Origin of the sequence: Agrobacterium larrymoorei, from assembly GCF_005145045.1 — a bacterium.
In the GTDB taxonomy this organism is placed as follows: Bacteria; Pseudomonadota; Alphaproteobacteria; order Rhizobiales; family Rhizobiaceae; genus Agrobacterium; species Agrobacterium larrymoorei.
Map to the genome: position 1 here is coordinate 429922 of NZ_CP039692.1, position 18949 is coordinate 448870.

At 55.0% G+C, this 18949-nt stretch carries 17 protein-coding genes and 1 pseudogene; 5 read left to right on the forward strand and 13 right to left on the reverse strand.

All coding sequences use genetic code 11. The features are described from left to right. Positions 1-137 precede the first annotated feature (137 nt). Complete coding sequence (locus CFBP5473_RS16280; protein WP_084631728.1) at positions 138-2366, reverse strand: calcium-binding protein; 2229 nt, start codon at positions 2364-2366, stop codon at positions 138-140. A 685-nt stretch (positions 2367-3051) separates the two neighbouring features. Here CFBP5473_RS16280 and CFBP5473_RS16285 point away from each other — a divergent pair. Beyond that, positions 3052-4104, forward strand: a complete 1053-nt coding sequence (locus CFBP5473_RS16285) for a hypothetical protein (RefSeq protein ID WP_027676281.1) — start codon at positions 3052-3054, stop codon at positions 4102-4104. A gap of 41 nt (positions 4105-4145) precedes the next feature. Next, positions 4146-4376, forward strand: a pseudogene (locus CFBP5473_RS25380) (5,10-methylene tetrahydromethanopterin reductase); the annotation flags it as partial. Between the two features lie 43 nt (positions 4377-4419). Here the strand turns inward: CFBP5473_RS25380 and CFBP5473_RS16295 are convergent. The 7 genes from CFBP5473_RS16295 to CFBP5473_RS16325 form a co-directional block, all read right to left on the reverse strand. After that, positions 4420-5034, reverse strand: coding sequence for an alpha/beta hydrolase (locus tag CFBP5473_RS16295; protein WP_027676280.1), 615 nt, complete (start codon positions 5032-5034; stop codon positions 4420-4422). Positions 5035-5103: 69 nt separating this feature from the next. Then, positions 5104-6303, reverse strand: a complete 1200-nt coding sequence (gene ssuD / locus CFBP5473_RS16300; protein ID WP_051441342.1) for an FMNH2-dependent alkanesulfonate monooxygenase — start codon at positions 6301-6303, stop codon at positions 5104-5106. A gap of 126 nt (positions 6304-6429) precedes the next feature. Next, positions 6430-7878: an FAD/NAD(P)-binding protein gene (locus CFBP5473_RS16305; protein WP_027676279.1), complete on the reverse strand. Its 1449-nt coding sequence runs from the start codon at positions 7876-7878 to the stop codon at positions 6430-6432. A 13-nt stretch (positions 7879-7891) separates the two neighbouring features. Then, positions 7892-8083: a hypothetical protein gene (locus CFBP5473_RS16310; protein WP_027676278.1), complete on the reverse strand. Its 192-nt coding sequence runs from the start codon at positions 8081-8083 to the stop codon at positions 7892-7894. A 175-nt stretch (positions 8084-8258) separates the two neighbouring features. After that, positions 8259-9026 carry an ABC transporter ATP-binding protein gene (locus CFBP5473_RS16315; protein WP_027676277.1) on the reverse strand — a complete coding sequence of 256 codons (768 nt, stop codon included), beginning with the start codon at positions 9024-9026 and terminating at the stop codon, positions 8259-8261. Between the two features lies 1 nt (position 9027). Then, positions 9028-9864, reverse strand: coding sequence for an ABC transporter permease (locus CFBP5473_RS16320; RefSeq protein ID WP_037171327.1), 837 nt, complete (start codon positions 9862-9864; stop codon positions 9028-9030). Positions 9865-9876: 12 nt separating this feature from the next. Continuing rightward, a complete protein-coding gene (locus tag CFBP5473_RS16325; RefSeq protein ID WP_106389435.1) occupies positions 9877-10842 on the reverse strand; it encodes an aliphatic sulfonate ABC transporter substrate-binding protein in 966 nt (321 codons plus the stop codon). A 366-nt stretch (positions 10843-11208) separates the two neighbouring features. Here CFBP5473_RS16325 and CFBP5473_RS16330 point away from each other — a divergent pair, with 366 nt between their 5' ends. From CFBP5473_RS16330 to CFBP5473_RS16340, 3 genes are all read left to right on the forward strand, one after another. Further along, the gene (locus CFBP5473_RS16330; RefSeq protein WP_027676274.1) at positions 11209-12039 is read left to right on the forward strand and encodes a MetQ/NlpA family lipoprotein; all 831 of its coding nucleotides are present in this window, start codon (positions 11209-11211) and stop codon (positions 12037-12039) included. 72 nt (positions 12040-12111) lie between these two features. After that, on the forward strand, positions 12112-13179 hold the full coding sequence (locus tag CFBP5473_RS16335) for a methionine ABC transporter ATP-binding protein (RefSeq protein WP_027676273.1): 1068 nt from the start codon (positions 12112-12114) through the stop codon (positions 13177-13179). After that, positions 13172-13831, forward strand: coding sequence for a methionine ABC transporter permease (locus CFBP5473_RS16340; protein ID WP_027676272.1), 660 nt, complete (start codon positions 13172-13174; stop codon positions 13829-13831). The genes CFBP5473_RS16335 and CFBP5473_RS16340 overlap by 8 nt, the downstream gene beginning before the upstream one ends. Before the next feature lie 168 nt (positions 13832-13999). Here CFBP5473_RS16340 and CFBP5473_RS16345 read toward each other — a convergent pair whose 3' ends face one another. From CFBP5473_RS16345 to CFBP5473_RS16365, 5 genes are all read right to left on the reverse strand, one after another. Beyond that, positions 14000-14434 carry an LLM class oxidoreductase gene (locus CFBP5473_RS16345; protein ID WP_027676271.1) on the reverse strand — a complete coding sequence of 145 codons (435 nt, stop codon included), beginning with the start codon at positions 14432-14434 and terminating at the stop codon, positions 14000-14002. Between the two features lie 181 nt (positions 14435-14615). Beyond that, entirely contained in the window at positions 14616-15503 is an 888-nt protein-coding gene (locus CFBP5473_RS16350; RefSeq protein WP_027676270.1) for a ribokinase, read from the reverse strand. Beyond that, the gene (locus CFBP5473_RS16355; RefSeq protein WP_027676269.1) at positions 15500-16375 is read right to left on the reverse strand and encodes a MurR/RpiR family transcriptional regulator; all 876 of its coding nucleotides are present in this window, start codon (positions 16373-16375) and stop codon (positions 15500-15502) included. Before CFBP5473_RS16355 ends, CFBP5473_RS16350 begins: the two co-directional genes overlap by 4 nt. Next, the gene (locus CFBP5473_RS16360) at positions 16372-17349 is read right to left on the reverse strand and encodes an ABC transporter permease (protein WP_027676268.1); all 978 of its coding nucleotides are present in this window, start codon (positions 17347-17349) and stop codon (positions 16372-16374) included. Before CFBP5473_RS16360 ends, CFBP5473_RS16355 begins: the two co-directional genes overlap by 4 nt. 15 nt (positions 17350-17364) lie before the next feature. Further along, a complete protein-coding gene (locus CFBP5473_RS16365) occupies positions 17365-18891 on the reverse strand; it encodes a sugar ABC transporter ATP-binding protein (RefSeq protein WP_027676267.1) in 1527 nt (508 codons plus the stop codon). Positions 18892-18949 lie beyond the last annotated feature (58 nt).

Below are 18949 nucleotides of genomic sequence, written 5' to 3' on the forward strand. Positions count from 1 at the left end.
GAAGTCAACAAATCCTGGTGCCAATGACCTCATGGAAAGGCGCGAGCCTAAGCTGGGCCTGGCGAATTCATCACGGCACGACGGTCGACCGACAAATGGATACCGCCAGAAGATTATCCTGGCGGTATCTGTTGTTCTCAGACGAATTCGAAGTCCGATGCAACGAGGGGGCCAATTCCCGGCCAAAGGATTACACTCAGGTCATCTGCATAGATGTTCATCATGGTCCCTTTTTGACTGAAGGTCAGGTCAGAGAAGTCATCGGCAATCGCACTGTCGATCCGGATCTTGTCGCCATCAGAACGAGAAAAATCTAAGATGAGATTTCGCCCTGCGGGGTCGCTGAAGTAAAAGACGTCTGCACCTGTTCCGCCACTCAACCGATGTAACCCGTGGGTCCCAGCGATATCGATACCCGGGTCCAGAAAATCGTTACCTGCATCGCCGATGAGCTGATCGGTCCCGCCACCGCCGAAAAGATAGTCGTTACCGTCACCACCACGAAGTTCATCGTCACCGCTTTCCCCGTAAAGGAAATCATCGCCATCCTCACCCTTGAGGTTGTCGTTGCCACCTGCTCCATACAGGGTATCATTGCCCCCTCGACCATAGAGTTTATCTTGTCCCTCGCCACCGGTGATCTGGTTGGAAGCTTCGTCCCCAATCCCTGCACCGGAGAACTCGAAATCCGATGCTACAAGTGTCCCAATTCCGGGAAAGAGAGAGATACTCAACTCACCTGCCTCGATGGTGGTGATACTGCCTCCTACAGTGACGGTCAGTTCAGAAAAGTCACCGGCAATCGCACCATCGATCCGTATCTTGTCGCCTTCAGAACGAGAAAAATCCCGAATTATATGTGTCCCTGCGGGGTCGCTGAAGTAAAAGACATCTGCACCTGTTCCACCAGTCAACTGATGATAGCTGTCGGGCGCTCCGGCAGCGCCGACACCACCGTCCAGAAAATCGTTGCCCGCACCGCCATAAAGGTAATCGATGCCATCGCCACCGTAAAGATCGTCGTCGCCATCACCACCATAGAGACTATCAACTTTAGCGCTGCCGGTGATCGTTTGGCCCGTTGCACTGTGTTGAACATCATAGAAAGCAAAATTGCTGGCATCCAGCGTAGGGTTATTTTCGACATAGATATCAAAACCACCGACGCGGATTCGACCGGTTGTGACCTCGGTCTGTGAGATTTCAAGGTCAGAGAACTCGTCAGCAATTTTCGATGAGATGACAATCTTGTCGCCATCGGCGGCAGAGTAGTCCTTTATTGTAGGCGCCGCCCCCGCACCACCGAAATAAAATGTGTCCGCGCCCAGGCCCCCGGTGATTTCGTCCAAGCCTCTTCCGCCGTCGATAAAGTCGTCTCCATTGCCGCCGAAAAGCTTGTCAGTGTCATCCCCGGCAATAATGATGTCGTTGCCATCGTAGCCCATTATAAAGTCAGCTCCATCGGTGCCAACCAAATAGTCATCACCGTTGCCGCCATGTATGTACTCGTATGATACGCCACCCGCGCCATCGTCATCGCCACCCGAATCACCGCCATCGTCCGCCCAGACAAAATCTGAGGCTGTTAGTGCCTGGCTACCATTAACGATTATTTCCAGGCCACCCACAGTTACACTGCTCGATGCGCCGTTGCTGGTGATCGTCAGATCGGAAAAATTATTGGCAATCGTATTGGCGATGCGTATCTTGTCCCCATCGGCCCTCGAAAAGTCGGTAATGGTGGTCGTCGCATCTTCATCCTTGAAGTCGTAGATATCGGCGCCTGCGCCACCGATCAATGTATTCGTACCCGTTCCACCATCGAGCACATCCGCTCCACCATATCCATAAAGTGTGTCATTACCGGCGCGGCCTTCAACGACTTCGCCTAAGCCGCCACCCCAAAATGTATCGTTGCCGGCGCTGCCGAAAATGCCGGTAATGTTGTTCATTTTTTTAATCGAATCGAAATTGATCGATCCAGCGAAATTGACGTAACCGGGGCCATCATTCGCATTGTCGAGCACCTCAATGCTGCTCATCGACTTGATCTGGATCTCAGTCCACAAATAGCCAGCCGTGGATAAGATTCGTATGGTATCCTCACCCTCCCCGCCGTTGAAAGTATCCCAGCCATTATGGAGGCCCCCCGCCGGGTTCAACCCGATATCGCTTCCGTAACCACCAACTTCGAAGACATCGTTACCAATGCCACCGTTCAGAATATCGTCACCGCGGCCACCATTGATATAATCGTTGCCATCGCCGCCATTAACGGTGTCATTGCCATTGTATGCGTAGATCAAATCCGATCCGGACGTACCCGGTATTACTTCTGCAGAATTTGTTCCAGTTATCTGAGCCATCGTTCTCTCTCAAATTGTCTATGACTATCTGTTGGATATGCTGCTGTGCGGTACGCAATTTCAAATTTACTAATGCTTCATCCGTCATTTCAAACTTAGCGCCGTTTAAGCGAAGCACGACACAAGAGGCTGAATTTCAAAATGTGAAACTCTCCAGCGGGATCAATATTTACACCGCGACTTAATCGTGGAAGTTGTTTTGGTAGCCCCAACCAAAAAAAGGAAATGCCACAACCAGTAAACGAGTTGATGTCGCGAAAATTGAACAACGCCCTCTGCAGGCGATATGAATTAAATAATATAATTCAAATGTACTGAGTTAGAGGAATATTTTAGAGAGATTTAATTGTATAATTTTGAATTTCTTTATGGAACCTATATCAGACGTCGCATAAAGTCCACCCCAAGGTTGAAAAAATTAATTACACAATCATTTGATAGGATGGATTTTATCAACGGAATTCATAAATGCAGCCGCATTAAGTGACTAAGACCATGTAAAGTAATTCCTTACTGAGATTTAATAGCGTGAAATACTTTCAGAAAACATAGTAATGTGCACTCGACAACATGATGGCACAACCCGCATTAACGAACTGGTAACGATTCTAAAATACAACTTATACAAGATTACGTGAGGGTTTCGTGGAGAATCTCTCGAAACAATCTGTCTGGAGAGCATCTTATGACATCCATTTCAAATTCATTCACCAACGGCGCCGCAATGCAGCTCTTCATGAATTCGCGCAATGCTGCGAGTAACCAGGCTGCGGTGGATAGAATTATCGAACTCGTTCACGCGTCTTCCACGACAGATATCTATGCGCCATTCGACGGGGCGCAGATCGATACGCGGGATGACGATGAGAGCGATGATCCCAACCTCTCCATCGATGCCTTCAACGATGCCAGGATTTTCACCGGTGGCGGTAACGATAGTATCGGCGCATATGCACGGTCGGTCATCGATTCCGGAAGCGGAGACGATTATGTGACGACATATAGCAACGGCACCGTCGATTCAGGAGCGGGTGACGACTACGTCTACGGGTACTCCTACATGACCGTCAATGCCGGGGATGGCAATGACGAGGTTAGGACAAGCGGATATTCTTCGGTGGATGCCGGTAATGGCGATGATATCGTCGTGACATTGGGATATTCCAATGTCGATGGCGGTGCGGGCAATGATACACTGATTGCGGTCGATCGCACCGCCGATCATTCCGATCAGGCCGGGCATGCAGTTCTGAATGGTGGAGAGGGCGACGACGATATCCAGATCGGCCGCGATTCAGTGGCCAATGGCGGAACCGGCAATGACAAGATTACGCTTGTGCGCGCAGGCTCGACTGTCAAATTCGCCCGGGGCGACGGGCAGGATAAGGTTTTTGCCGCAGATGATTTTGCCATGGCGGTTTCCGGTTACAGCAAGAACGATGTCAGGGTAACAAAGCAGGACGGCAACATCGTCATTTCATTCGCTGGCTCTGAGGACAACATCACAGTCAACCTACCCGATGAAAAAGCTATTCAGCTTTCGTTTGCCGACGGAACGGAAATGACGATCAATGGCGCGGACGAAAGCATTAAGCCGACATTCAACATTAAATGGACTTCGCCTGAATGGTCATACAAAGAAGCTTATAAGGAATTTGAATATTCCACAACCGATGCACTCTATACTTCTTATGAAGAAAAGCTAGAGATCAACGCCAGGATGATGGCTTCGGTTTGAGGCGCAAATTATGACATCCATTTCAAATTCATTCACCAACGGCGGTCACGCCGGATAGTTTCGAAGATATCGTCGGCTATATCGTTCCAGAGCTTCAGAAGCGCGGCGTCTACCCAACCACCTACAAGCCCGGCACGTTACGCGAAAAGCTTTTCGGCAACGGCAACTATCTGCCTGAGACGCACCCCGCCCACCAATATAGGGATATCGAAGCAGTGAAGCGCGCCGCGGCGGCAACGAAGGTTGACTACAAGGCGGTCAACACGGCTTGAGGCTTGATTACGTTCGAGCGTTTTCTACTCGACCAATAACGCTCTAACCTACAACCAGCCTTGGAGATGCTTCCTGAATCCGGGTTGCTGGAATGCGAATAACGGCATCCCTGCCACTGTTCCCACCTGAAGACCGGAGTTGATCCAGCAGCAAGTATCCCTCCGGCCACCTTCCAAAGCCGCTGGCAATATTCAGGTGGCCGACATCTCCCAGATTGACCAGATCGCTGCCCCACAAGCGCGCAGTCTGCGTCACCTCATCGGCATCCATATAGGGATCGGTGGTGCTGCCGACGACGAGACTCGGGAAGGGAAGATGCAGCGTTGGAAAGCTGCCGAACCTGACGATACACGGATGCAGCAATTCCACTTTCTCAAGCGAGGCAGGCGCCACCATGAGCGCAGCCTTGATCTTTGCTGCAAGGGGTCGACGGGCCATATTTGCGATCAACACGCAGCCGAGACTATGCGCCACCACGTAAGCTTCTTCCACAGTGGCAAGAGCCGCTTCTAATCGAGACAGCCAGTCTGCCAGCACAGGGCACTGCCAGTCATCCTGATCGACCCGCTTTGCAGATGGATCATCCTTGAACCAATGGTCCTGCCAGTGACCGTTTGGTGAACCGTTGAGCCCCGGGACGATCAAGGTCGTACACATGCAAACTCCATCCATAAGCGCCTCCGGCACGCGCTGCGCACCGTTGACGACGGTTCTGGCGAAAAAGAATTATCCGTTGGATCCCGCTGCGACTTTCTGCGGTGCAAAGCCGGAATCGGTCTTTACGTTGCCGCCATGGCCACCGCCACCGAAGACCTGATGTTCACCAAAGGATGAACGGATCTGGCCTCTGGGACCCGGAAGGCCAATTGCAGGGAAGAGCAGTTCCGAAACGCGGTATGCCTCCTCCAGATGCGGGTAACCCGAGGCGATAACGGTATCGATTCCGAGTTCCTGATATTCACGCAGCCGCGCGGCGATGGTCTGCGGGGAGCCGACCAGCGCTGTGCCCGCGCCGGAACGCACAAGACCGATACCTGCCCACAGGTTGGGTGAAACCTCAAGCCTGTCGCGCCGCCCCTGGTGAAGGGCAACCATGCGCGCCTGGCCGACGGAGTCCGAATTCTTGGAAAAGACTTCCTGCGCAGCGGCAATAGTTTCGTCGGAGAGCTTGGAAATCAACCTGTCCGCAGCAGCCCAGGCCTCCTCATCCGTTTCGCGGACGATGAAGTGCAGCCTAATACCGAAGGTGACGTCTTTCCCCTGCGCTGCAGCAGCCTTGCGCACCTTTGCAATTTTTTCAGCGACCTGCTGCGGCGGCTCGCCCCAGGTAAGATACTTGTCCGTGATACCGGCGGAAAATTCGATTGCAGCATCTGAAGAACCGCCGAAATAGATTGGCGGGTGAGGTTGCTGCACTGGTGGCAACCCGAGGCGGGCATCGATTGCCTTGATGTAGCGGCCATCGAGATTGGCATGACCTGTGGCTATCAATGAATTGAAGACCTGAAAAAACTCGTCCGCGTGATCGTAGCGCTCATCATGGGGAAGGAATATGCCGTCCCCGGCCAGTTCCTGCGCGCTTCCGCCCACCACGATATTGAGAAGCAGGCGGCCATTGGTAACGCGGTCGAGCGTTGACGCCAGTCGCGCATAATAGGCTGGCGAAGCTGTGCCGGGGCGGATCGCGACGAGGAATTTCAATTTCTCCGTATGCGCCGCAAGATCAGCTGCAAGAATAAAGGACTCTTCGCAGGCAACACCCGTTGGGATCAAGACACCGGAATATCCAAGACGATCAACGGCCTTGGCGATTTCACGGAAATAACCGGGATCGGAAGGGCGGCTTAAATCATCGGAGCCGAGATAAGCGCCATCGCCGGAGGTTGGAATGAACCAGAGGAAGTCGAGAGGCTTATCGAGTGCCATAATCATTTCCTATATCGCGAGCCTGTTTTTCCCCCGCGATATTATTAAAGTCTACAAATTTGATAAGGAATAGCGTTCCAACGGCGCGCGCAGGAGGGAAAGAAACGTTCTTAAACCTCGGCAATGTTATTCAGCTGCTGCGGCAACCGTGTCCGTTCGTCCATCAAGCTGCCGCACCAGCAGGCGGATACGCTCAGCAACGAAAATCGCATGTTCAGTAACCTGCGGCAGGCCCATCAACTCACCGAATGTGCCGCGTGCCAAAGGCCCGGCAATGAAAAGCGACGGCGTGCTCTCCCCGGTTTTGGATATCGGATTTGATGAAGCATCCACTTCTATGCCGAGGCCGGTGGGACAGGATTGCAGCACCCCTGCCTCCTCCAACTCCACGAGAATCGGCTGGCTACGCAGAATTCCGCCATGGGCCGGGCCGGTGGTGACGACGATTGCATCCACATCGAGCGTTTCCAGTATCGCGCATCCTTTTGGGCGCAGCGCTACGCGATAACCGGTCTCACTCCGCGCGACCGAGGACAGAGAGGCAGCCAGAACACTCATCTGATCTCGCGAAATTGCTCGCTCCACCGCCGCCTCGACCTGAGGCGCGATGCGGAAACGATGTACGTCCCAGAAGGGACGTACATGCCGCGCAATACGCCTGAGCTCTGCGACCGGCAGGTTCTTCCATATGTCCTTGCCTTGCCCTCTCAGCGCATCCACGACGCTATGCCATGTCAGGCCTTGCGCATCCGCCTCTCGCAACAGGTGGCGAATATGATGAAGCAGTTTGCTTGAGGAGTTGAACGGTTGAGACGTAAAGTCACCAAATGGCTCCTGCCCTGCCGGACCGTGGCCGCGAGACCGAAGCCCCCGGCGCGAGACCGACGTGATACGGCCAAGATGACCACGCCTCGTCAGCGAAGCCACGACATCGGCAGAGGTCAAGCCGTTGCCAACGATGAGGACGCGATCATTGGCTCCTATCGCGTCGATTGCACCGCATGAGGTGACATCCTGAACGAGTTTTGAATCGTCTTTGAAAGGTTGAAGGGCCCGAGGCAAAGACGGCGGCGGATGGCTGACGGCAAGCACGACGATATCCGCAAAATGCCTTGCGCCGTCATATCCGATAATCTCGTAACGGTGCCCAACCCTGCTTATGGAAGCCGCTTTCGTTTGCCAATGTTCGATGCGGCCGTCTGCCAGAAAGGGTTTTATTCTGGCTGAAACATAGTCTCCGAAGACAGAGCGTTTCGGATAGGGCAAACCATCTTGACCCACAAGCTCAGCATCGTCATCCGCTGGAATGCTGCCAAGGTAAGCTTCGAAATCATCCGGTATATCCGGAAAAAGCGTCATTCTCCCAGCGGGTACATTGATCCGGTGTGCGGGGTCGGTAGCGCTGTAGGCAAGGCCCCGTCCCAATTCGTCTCTCGGCTCTACGACCACCACCGAAATATGTGACGGCGCTTCTTCGCCAGACAAAAGATGTACTGCGACGGCAGCACCTGTGAAGCCACCGCCAACGACCGCCACGGTCAAACGCGCCGATGACGTGGGAGCGAAAGAATTCATGACAGAGCACACATCACATGACTGGATAATAAGCCAGTCCCCAGAATGCGATATCCGCTTCACGCTCCCTGTCCCGCTCGGTGCCTTCCTCGTCATATTCGGCAGGCTTGGGTAAGGGTCCAGACGAAGCGAAATCGATCTCGTGCTTCTTGTTTTTGAACACGCTGAACGCATCGAACGAAAACAGATTAAAACCGGTTGGCATATCAAGTTCTCCTCTTGCCTGAATGCAGTGTCTCCAGAGAAGGCTATTGCGTCAATATTCTCTACAAGATTACTATTCTATCTTCACTTCGTTCCCGGCAAAGCTCTTCGCCGGAAAGCCTGTGATTTAGAAATGGCAACGAAATGACGTCAAAGCCACCTTGACCACCGTCACCTTAAGCGGCACTCACAACGGTCGGCTTGCGCGAACCGGCGCCGAGGGAGCGTTCCAACAACAGAGACAAATGACGCTTCAAGGACGTGACGGCTGCCGAATTGCGATCTCGTTTGCGAGGAAGATCGACGGTAACGGTTTCGAATATCCGGCCGGGTGATGGCTGCATGACGACGATCCTGTCGGCCAGAACGACAGCCTCTTCTATGTCGTGCGTGACGAGAAGCATGGTCGTCCGCTGCTCCAGCCAGAGGTCCGCTAGATGCTCCTGCAAATCGGTTCTCGTCATCGCGTCAAGCGCCGAGAATGGTTCGTCGAGCAGCAGCACTTCAGGCGCGACGACCAGCGCGCGCGCAAGTGCGACACGTTGCGCCTGTCCTCCTGAAAGCTCCCGAACCCACCTGTCTCCGTAGGTCGACAGGCCTATCCGGGATAAAGCCTTTGAGATGCGTTCGTCACGCTCTTGCTTCGGCAGATGCTTGAGACCGAAGCCGATATTGTCGGCAACATTCAACCACGGAAATAGTCTCGGCTCCTGAAAAACGAGAGTGACGCGCTCATCGGGCTCGATCAACGGCTTGTTCCGCAAAACGATCAGACCATCCGTTGCCCGCTCAAGGCCGGCCACGAGGCGCAACAAGGTGCTTTTGCCACAGCCAGAGCCGCCTATGATGGCCACGACCTCTCCATGGTCAACCTCGAGATTGAAGTCGCTTATCGCATTCGTGCCGTTTGGAAAGGTCTTTGCCAGTTTGTCTATGGTAAGCATCTTACCCTTTCCGACCGTGATGATCGTGCCAGCGGACGAGAGGCGCGCTTGCCAGTATCAATAAAGTGTCGGTCAATTTGCCGACGATTGCGAAAATGAGGATCGCAGCAAGAATCTGATCTGGCTTGCCGAGTTGCTGCCCATCCACCAGCAGATAGCCGAGGCCTTTCGAGGCACCCATGAATTCTGCCGCCACCACGAACATCCAACCGAGCCCGAGACCGGCACGAAGCGCCAAGACGAATTCCGGCAGAATGGACGGAAGCAGGATACGCCTTACCAGTTCGAAACCAGAGAGCCGAAAGATGCGTCCAACCTCCACGACTTTCCTATCGACACCTCGAACCGCGCCATACACGCCAAGATAAACCGGAAAAAAGACCCCGACGGCAATGAGTGCGACTTTCGAAGCCTCAAAAATGCCGAACCACAAAATGAACAGCGGCACCCAGGCAATAGACGGAATGGCCCGAAGCGCCTGAAGTGTAGGATCGAGCAACCGGCTCAGCCCGTATGAATAGCCCGTGGCAGCTCCAAGCACCGTTCCAGCGACCGCTCCCGCCAGAAAGCCGACGACGACGCGCCACAGTGTAATGCCGATGTGACCAGCGAGTTCACCTGTCGCGGCAAGCTCCAGTATGGTTTCGAAGATGCGCGACGGCGGCGGCATCAACCGGCCTTCGACAAGCCCGAACCGAACGAGACCTTCCCAGACGATGAGAAGGCCGAACGGGAACACCAGCCCAAGGAGAGGATTGTCGAAAACCGGTAGGCGCAACGACCGCACCCGGTTTTCGCTTTTCACCCTGTCTCTTTGTGAGCTATCTGCCAAAGCCATAGGGCAGCCCCCTTATTGGCCCAATGTGGCGCCGAACGCCGGATCGATCAGATCATTCGTCACCTTCTTCACGTCGACATCTGCTTTGAGAACACCTGCCTGTTGCAGCGCGATACCGGCAGCTTCGATGGTTGCGCGCTGTTCGTCCCCGATCTTCGAATAGCTAAGGTCGGTCCGCTCAAGCTGCTTTGCGATAACGTTGTCCGGCAGTTTCGTAGCACTGACCAATGCAGCCTTCAGAACATCTGGTTCGGCGACTGCTTTTTTACGCGCCTTCTTATAGGTTGCGATTACGCGCGAGACGATCTCAGGATGCTCCTTGGCAAAGGCTTCGCGAACGTTGAGAACACCCCATGTGTTGTTCTCCGGTTTGCGATAAAACAGCACGTCACTATTTTCGACCTCAGCCGAAGCCATTATAGGATCGAGACCCGCCCAAGCATCGACATCGCCGCGCTGCAAGGCAAGCTTTCCGTCAGCATGCTGCAGGAGAACCAGTGAAACATCCTTTTCTGTGAGACCCGCATCCGCAAGTGCGCGAACGAGAAAGATATGCGGGTCCGTACCGCGCGTGACAGCAATGGATTTGCCTTTTAGATCTTCGACTTTGGCGATGCCCGTGTCTTTGCGCGTTACGAGAGCCGTCCACTCCGGTCGCGAATACACATAAACGGATTTGATCGGATTGCCGTTGACCCGCCCAATCAGCGCCGCCGCGCCAGCGGTTGAGCCGAAATCGAGGGATGACGCATTGAGAAACTCCAGCGCTTTGTTGGAGCCCGCAGACTGTACCCAGGTGACCTTGATGCCATCTTTCTCGAATTCCTTCTCCAGCAAGCCGTCGCTTTTCAGAACCAGACTGACGGGATTATAGGTAGCCCAATCGATGCGGATTTCGGAAAGCTCGGCGGCGGCGGCCTGACCGAAAGCCACAGCCGATGCTGCAAGACCCAATGCCAATCCCAGTACAAACTTCATTGTCGGCTCCCTTTATGTTGATGGAAGTCAATCTATGATTTTCATCAACTTCAGGAAGACGATCCATTCTAAATTAGCCGCCTCGCTTGGAATAAATCGGTCGAACTCGCTTCTGGCATGTGCTGCGACTGGCTGTCGGGAGGTGCGCGCCATCGATGATGGCTCGACACTGGCCGTCGAGGCCACCAACGCAACAACGGCATTATCTACAAATATGGTAGATTTTCCTATCGGTGTTTACTCGATACAAATTCCTTTCCCCTCCTCTCCGAAATTTTGGATTGCCCTGCTTGGTAGCGCTCAAGCTCGTCTGACATGCTTTTACAACATGAGGCGCCCGCCTCATTGAACTCAGGGGCGATAAAAATGATCAGAATTATTGGAAACACCACATCGATTACGCGTCGCTTCAGCCTCGTTGCGGCCTTTGCGTCCGTCATTGCGGCGGCAACTGGCGTTACGGCAACCTACGCAGCGGACAAGACCATCAAGGTCGGCATCATCAGCGGCGAAGATGAGGATGTATGGCGCGAAGTAACGAAGCAGGCCGAGAAAAATGGTTTGAAGATAGAGACCGTTGTCTTCAACGACTACACGCAGCCGAATGAGGCTCTGGAGCGTGGCGAAATCAACGCTAACGCCTTCCAGCACAAGCCTTATCTCGACAACCAGATCAAGCAGCATGGCTACAAGATCGTCGCTGTCGGTTACACCGGCGTCTGGCCGATCGGGCTTTATTCCAAGACCTACAAGACGGTAGCCGAGCTTAAGGAGGGCGCTCAGATCGGCGTGCCGAACGATCCCTCGAACGAAGGTCGCGCGCTTCGCGTGCTGCAGAATGAAGGCCTGATCAAGCTCAAGGACGGCACTGGCATCCTCGCAACTCTTGCCGATGTCGTGGAAAACCCGAAGAAGCTGAAGATCAAGGAACTCGATGCCGGTATCGTCGGTCGCTCCATCGATGATCTCGATGCAGCCGTGGTCAATACCGACTGGGCGTTGAAAGCTGGCCTCGGCCCTGACAACCGGATTGCTCAGGAACCGACTGCCGATAACCCTTACCGCAACTTCATCGCGGTGAAGGAAGCCGACAAGGATCAGCCTTGGGTGAAGCAGCTTGTCGCTTCCTACCAGAACGACGCCGTGAAGGCCGTGTTCGAAAAGGTTTATCGCGGCACGGGCCTGAGCGCTTACTAAGCTCTGCATCGACATATTTTTGAGCGGCGACACGGGCTCTGCCCGTGCCGCCCTTTTGGTTTGAGAAAATAGATGAACAGTCACACCATTATTCCAGCTGCGGCTATCGTTACCGGGCAAACGGACGAGATCGTCAAGCTGAACGATGTCCGCCGCAGCTTCGGCCACGTCTCTGCGCTGGCTGGCATCTCACTGAGCGTCAAGAAAGGTGAAATTCTCGGCATAATCGGGCGAAGCGGTGCCGGAAAATCCACGCTGATCAGATGCCTGAACGGTCTGGAGCGATCGGATAGCGGTGACATCTTCATCGAAGGACAAAAGATCGATCGACTGCCGGAGCGTCAGCTGCAACCGTTGCGCCGCAAGATCGGCATGATCTTTCAACACTTCAATCTTCTCTCCGCAAAAACTGTTGAGGCGAATGTAGCACTTCCCCTGAAGATCGAGGGATTGAGCAAGAAAGAGCGCCTGCAACGCGCCCATGAAATGCTGGACCTGGTTGGCCTTGCGGATAAGGCCAAGGCCTATCCGGGGCAACTTTCCGGTGGTCAGAAGCAACGCGTCGGCATCGCGCGGGCGCTTGCGGGCAGACCAGCGCTTCTTCTCTCCGATGAGGCCACATCAGCACTCGACCCGGAGACCACCCGTTCCATTCTCGCCCTTCTCAAGGACATAAACCGGAAGCTTGGACTGACAATCGTGCTGATCACTCATGAAATGGATGTCGTGCGCGCCATAGCCGACCGTGTTGCCGTTATCGATGCGGGCCGGATCGTAGAAGAAGGTGACGTCTGGGCGGTGTTTTCGCAGCCAAAACAGGATATTACCAAAAGTCTTCTCGCGGGAAACCGTCCGCAACTGCCCACTCATCTGCAAAAGGCGCTCGGCAAAGACGGAGAAGATATTCTACTCAGTGTCGACCTTGTGGGAACTTACGCCCAACAGGCTCTTTTCAGTGACCTTTCCGAAGCCTTTTCAAAGGGCGCGAAAATAGTGGAGGGTGGCGTCGAACATATTCAGCGCCAACCGGTCGCACGCCTTTTCATAACGCTTCCAAAGACGGACACTGACTTACTGGAGGATGTGCAACGAAAGCTCACCGCTTCTGGCGCGCGCGTGGAGGTGCTCGGCAATGTCTGATATCATGATCGAACTTCTGATCCGTTCTCTCTGGGAAACGATCCTCATGACGTTCGCTGCGGGTGCGATCTCACTTGTCGCAGGCCTGCCGCTTGGGCTGGCACTGGTGGCAACGGCGAAGGGCGGCATTGCGGAGAACCTTTGGATCAACAGCATCATCGGCGCCATCGTCAACGCGTTCCGCTCCGTACCCTTCATCATCCTGCTGGTGGCGCTCATTCCGTTGACGAGACTGATCGTCGGAACCTCGCTCGGCACGTGGGCGGCTATCGTTCCGCTCGCCATTGCCGCAACGCCTTACTATGCCCGTATAGCGGAAGTGTCGTTGCGCGAGGTGGATCATGGCTTGATCGAAGCCGTGCGCGCCATGGGCGGCAATCGCTGGACGGTCATTCGCGAAGTCCTTGTACCCGAGGCGCTTCCCGGCATCGTAGCGGGCTTCACCGTAACGCTTGTAACCCTCATCGGCGCCTCCGCCATGGCCGGGGCAATCGGAGCCGGGGGCTTGGGCGATCTTGCCATCCGCTATGGATATCAACGCTTCGAGACCAACGTCATGATCGCCGTTGTCGTGGTCTTGATCGTGGTGGTTTGCGGTATCCAGTGGCTGGGCGACAGGATCGCTCAGAGGCTAGAGAAACATCGAGTATGACGATTGGGTAATGGCATGAACGACGCGAGAGCGGTCGCTGCTAGAGAGTTTGAAGTAGCTCTACAAACGGCTTGACCGACACCATCGGCGCTCAAGCTCGGTTCACGCTTCATTGGTGACGATGAAGCGTGATTGCCACGCGCACGCTATATCGACCATCCAGCACAGCTACGCGGTAAGCGATCTCGCGAACTCCGCCACGGGCGACGGTTCCGGTAGTTCGAGACTGGCCCGGAAGTCATCGCCCACATAATCCGTATCGATCAGTTCTCTTCGACGCAGTTCAGGCAGAAGACCGTTGATGAGAAGGTCTTCCTGATCGGGATTGCCGAGACCATGCAGAGACAGCACATCGAGAATGCCTGCGCGGTAACGCTCCTCGATGGCGTCGGCCAGTTGTTTCGGCGTACCGGCCACAGACCAGTGGCCCGTTTCCTGCGCCTGGATTATGAGTTCGCGCAGGGAGAGACCCTGCTTTGCATATTTGCGAAACACCTCCACGCGGCCTCGTCTGCGGTTGATGCTGGTCACCTCCGGTAACAGCGTGTCAGGCAACGGCTTGTCGAGCGGCAGGTCGGAAAGGTCGAGATCGCCGCCCAGCATATCGGCAAGTTTCAGGCGTCCCTGTTCGTAATCGATCCGCTCATGCTTCTCCTTCAGCCGCCTTGCGACATCGGCATCGGATTCGGGAACCTCAACACCCGATTATCCTGCTTTGACCTTATCAACATCTCCAAACGCTCATCACGCTGATGCTAAACCCAAGACCACTAAGAGCACATCATCAAACCCGGTCGTTTTCAGGTGTAGCGACGAGCGCTGCGGCGGCCATGTTTGCTTTTGGAAGTGCGTCATACATAGTTTCGCCTCGCGCAATCGATGCGGCGAGAACACCTATGAATTCATCGCCTGCGCCATGTGTGCTTTCTACCGTCACCTTGACGGCTTCGATGGCGGTTTCGTTTCCATCCTGACTGACATAGGAGACGCCTGCACCGCCAGCGGTTACGACCACCTCTGGATAGAGTTTCGCAAGCTTCCTTGCAGCCTCCAAGGCGCCTTCCAGTGTTTCAACGACCGGAACGCCGGCCAGCATTTCCGCCTCGATGGCGTTTACGACGAGGATGTCGATTAGCGGCTGGAGGTCGCTGGAAAGCGCTCTGGCAGGGGCGGCATTGATCAGCACACGGCCACCGGCCTGCTTCACGGCCTGTGCAGCTACGACATTGGCGGCATCGGGAATCTCGTTCTGGAGAACGAGCAGTGTTGTTTTTGACAACAGCTTTTCTGCTGCGTTCACATCGGCTTCATCAAGGGTCAGGTTGCTACCGGAGACGATAACGGCACCGTAATCGCCCTCATCATCAAAGATGGCGACGCTCATGCCGGTGGGTTGGGATGCATCGCGGCGAACAAAACTGTGATCGACACCTTTGCGTTCAAGATTGGCAAGCAGGAACCGACCGAAATCATCGTCGGCGACGGCTCCGATCATCGAGGCGGCTACGCCTGTACGGGCTGCCGAAACCGCCTGATTGCCGCCCTTGCCGCCGCTCTTGGGATGCCATGACGTTCCGGTCACCGTCTCGCCTTTCCGTGGCCGTGATGGCCCCATGACGGCAATATCGTAGTGCAGACTGCCGAAAACGGTAACGAGAGGCGAGGATGTCATGAAGGTTTATCTTTCCGCTTTGATTTGACAGCAGACATGGTCAGGTCAAGATTTCGTTCGGCCGATTGGTAGTCGCGCTGCGCGACTGCCATGAACACGGCATCGAGAATATTCAGTTGTGCGATGCGTGCCGCTGCGTTCTCGCCCATAAGGGGAGAGCCTTGCGCCGTGGAGCAGAGGACGACATCGGCGGCTTGCGCCAAGGCAGAGGAATTATAATTGGTAACCGCAATCGTCTGTGCGCCATTGCGCTTGGCGACTTGAAGACCCTCGATGATGGCCGTTGTGTTGCCCGAATGGGAAAAGCCAACGGCGATATCGCCCTCTGACAAGAGTGCTGCGGACATCAGCATCATGTGCACGTCGTCAAAAACACTCGCGCGCACGCCGATGCGCAGAAACTTATGGGCGACGTCCCGCGCGATCTGCGCAGAGCCTCCAACGCCATAGAAGTCCCGATGTTTGGCACCGTGAATAAGGTCTGCGGCCTTTTCGAATGCCACCATATCGAGAATGGAGAGCGTTTCTTCCAGAGCGTTAATCGATGTCCGGAATACCTTCTGCACGATCTCGAGTGGCGTATCATCGACCGAGAGTTCCTGATGCATTTCGGCTGTCGGCTGGCGGTTATACTGGCTGACAGCCGTGCGAAAATCACGATAACCGGCAAAACCAAGCTTCTTGGTAATCTTCACCACCATCGCTTCAGAAACACCGGCATCGTCTGCAATCTGTTTCAGTGATGTCTCATCGCTGAATTCACGCATGGCGAACACGGTATCGACAACCTTCGCTTCGAGAGGCGTCAGCAGAGGCATCATCATCCGGATGCGTGGGCCGACGGCCTTCGTGTCGAAGTTTTCGGAATTCATTCTCGTCCCCTTGTCGCGCGATCGATCTTCATTGCGACGAGGATTATAAGGCCGGTGGCGAGGAGTTGATAGAAGGCCTGAACATTCATCAACGTCAAACCGTTGCGCATCGCACCCAGAATGATCGCACCCAAAATGGTGCCGAGAATACTGCCCTTGCCGCCCATAAGCGATGCGCCGCCGATGGCTGCTGCCGCGATGGCATCCAGCTCCCACAGATTGCCGAGAATGGGTTCAGCTGCGCCGAGACGACCGATGAGGATAAGCGAGGCCAATGCCGCCAAGCCGCCGGAGATCACATAAGCCGTGATCTTGGTGCGGACAATCGGAACGCCAGCCACGTAGGCGGCCTCTTCATTCCCCCCAACCGCCATTAGATACTCGCCAATCGGCGTCTTCTTGAGCAGTATCCATGCAGCAATGGCAACGAAAGCAACGATCAGGACGGGTGTCGGAATTCCGAAGAGGTTGCCGTTGAACAGTGAACGAAACCCTGCTGGTATGCCAAGAACGGGATTGCCGCCGGTATAGATCAGCGCGATGGCGCGATAGGTGCTAAGTGTGCCGAGTGTGACGATAAAGGGTTGCAAGCCGACATAGGCAACGAGCGCGCCATTGATGAAGCCGCAAAGGACGCCAATACCAAGACCAGCAAGGATCGCCAGGGGTATCGGCGTTCCTGCAACCAGCAGGCTGGCTGTGACGACGGCGGAGATCGCAGCCGTCGGGCCAACTGACAAATCGATGCCGCCGGAGATGATGACAAGTGTCATGCCGAGCGCCAGGCAGGCATTTATGCTGGACTGCTGGAGGATGTTGACGAGGTTTCTCTCGGAAACAAAGCCCGGAACCAGTGCAGCAAACACCGCCATGATGACGATGAGCCCGATCAGTGTTCCCGCATCCCGCAGCGAAAATGAGAGGCGGCGGAAAGCCGGAGCGGAGGTAGCGCGAGCATTCGAAGTGCTGGTCATCGGTTATCCTGTAGGTTACACGGGTCGCGCAATGCGCGCGTCATCCGCATCGGCATTCGCCCCCGGAATGGCATGCGCGACAATCGCGCTTTCGCTCAGTTGATTACGTTCAATGGTTGCAGCAATCCGCCCTTCACGCATGACCAGCACGCGGTCCGCAAGGCGAATGACTTCCGGCAGTTCTGAAGAGACAACGATGATGGAATGGCCCTCGCGAGCGAGATCTTCGATCAGGTGATAAATCTCCGATTTTGCACCGACATCGATGCCGCGGGTCGGTTCATCGAACAGCAGGATTTGCGATTTGGCCGCCAGCCAGCGCGCGATGATCGCCTTCTGCTGATTGCCGCCGCTGAACAAGCGGATCGGGCGATCAAGCTGAAAGGGCCGCAGATTGACGCGCTTCAACAAATCCTTCGCAGTGGCGCGAAGCCTGGAGTTGTTGATCATACCGCCGGACGAGAAGCTGCTGAGGGAGGCAAGCGCCATATTGGTGGCGACGGGACGCAAGGGAATTATGCCTTCCCGCTTGCGCTCTTCCGGCACCAATCCAATACCTGCAGCGATGGCATCACGCGGATTAGCGAAGCTTTGCTCCTTGCCATCAATGCTGATCGACCCAGCGTTTAAGCGGTCAATTCCTGCCAGCAGGCGCAAAAGTTCTGTGCGGCCAGAGCCCACGAGCCCCGCAATGCCGAGAACTTCGCCCTTATGCAAGGTGAAAGATACATCGCGAATTCTGGTGACGGAGGAGAGATTTCTGGCTTCAAGCTTGATGGTATCAGTGACAAAGGAATTATGCTCTTCCTGCATCAGCTCACGACCGACCATCTTGGCGATCACATCTGTTTCCGAAACCTTGGCAAGATCGACAATGTCCACCAGCCTGCCGTCGCGCATGATGCTGGCGCGTTGGCAGATGCGGAACACCTCATCCATCTTATGCGATACGTAGATAATGGAAACGCCGCTTTGTGACAGGCTGGCGATGACTTCGGCCAGACGATCAAACTCGCTCGGAGTCAGGCTCGATGTCGGTTCATCCATGGCGATGACCTTCGCCTTGTCGAGAAGCGCGCGACCGATTTCGACGATCTGACGCTGCGCGACCTTCAGTGACGATATCGGTGCCGAGGGGTCGATAGTCCTGTCGATCATCGACAGTGCTTCGGCAGCGCGGGCTTCCTGCTCGCGGCGAGATACGAACATGCCGCCCATATGCGTCAGTGAATGTCCGAGAAACATGTTCTGCGCGACACTCAAATGCGGCACCTGCTGAAGTTCCTGGTGGATCATCGCGATACCGGCGGCGCGGGCATCCATCGGCTTTTTGAACATGACCGCCTCACCGTCTACAAATACGGTGCCGGATGTTGGGCGAAACACGCCCGAAAGAATGCGCAAGAGGGTGGATTTGCCGGCACCGTTTTCCCCGAGCAGTCCGTGGATTTCGCCGGGAGCTACGTCAAACGACACGTCCGTCAGCGCGTTCACGCCGGGAAAGCTCTTGGAAATCGTCTCGAATCTCAGTCGTGGCGTCATTTTTCCACCTCTTGGCTGATGGAGATGCCGGAGATAAACCGGCATCTCCATCAGCATT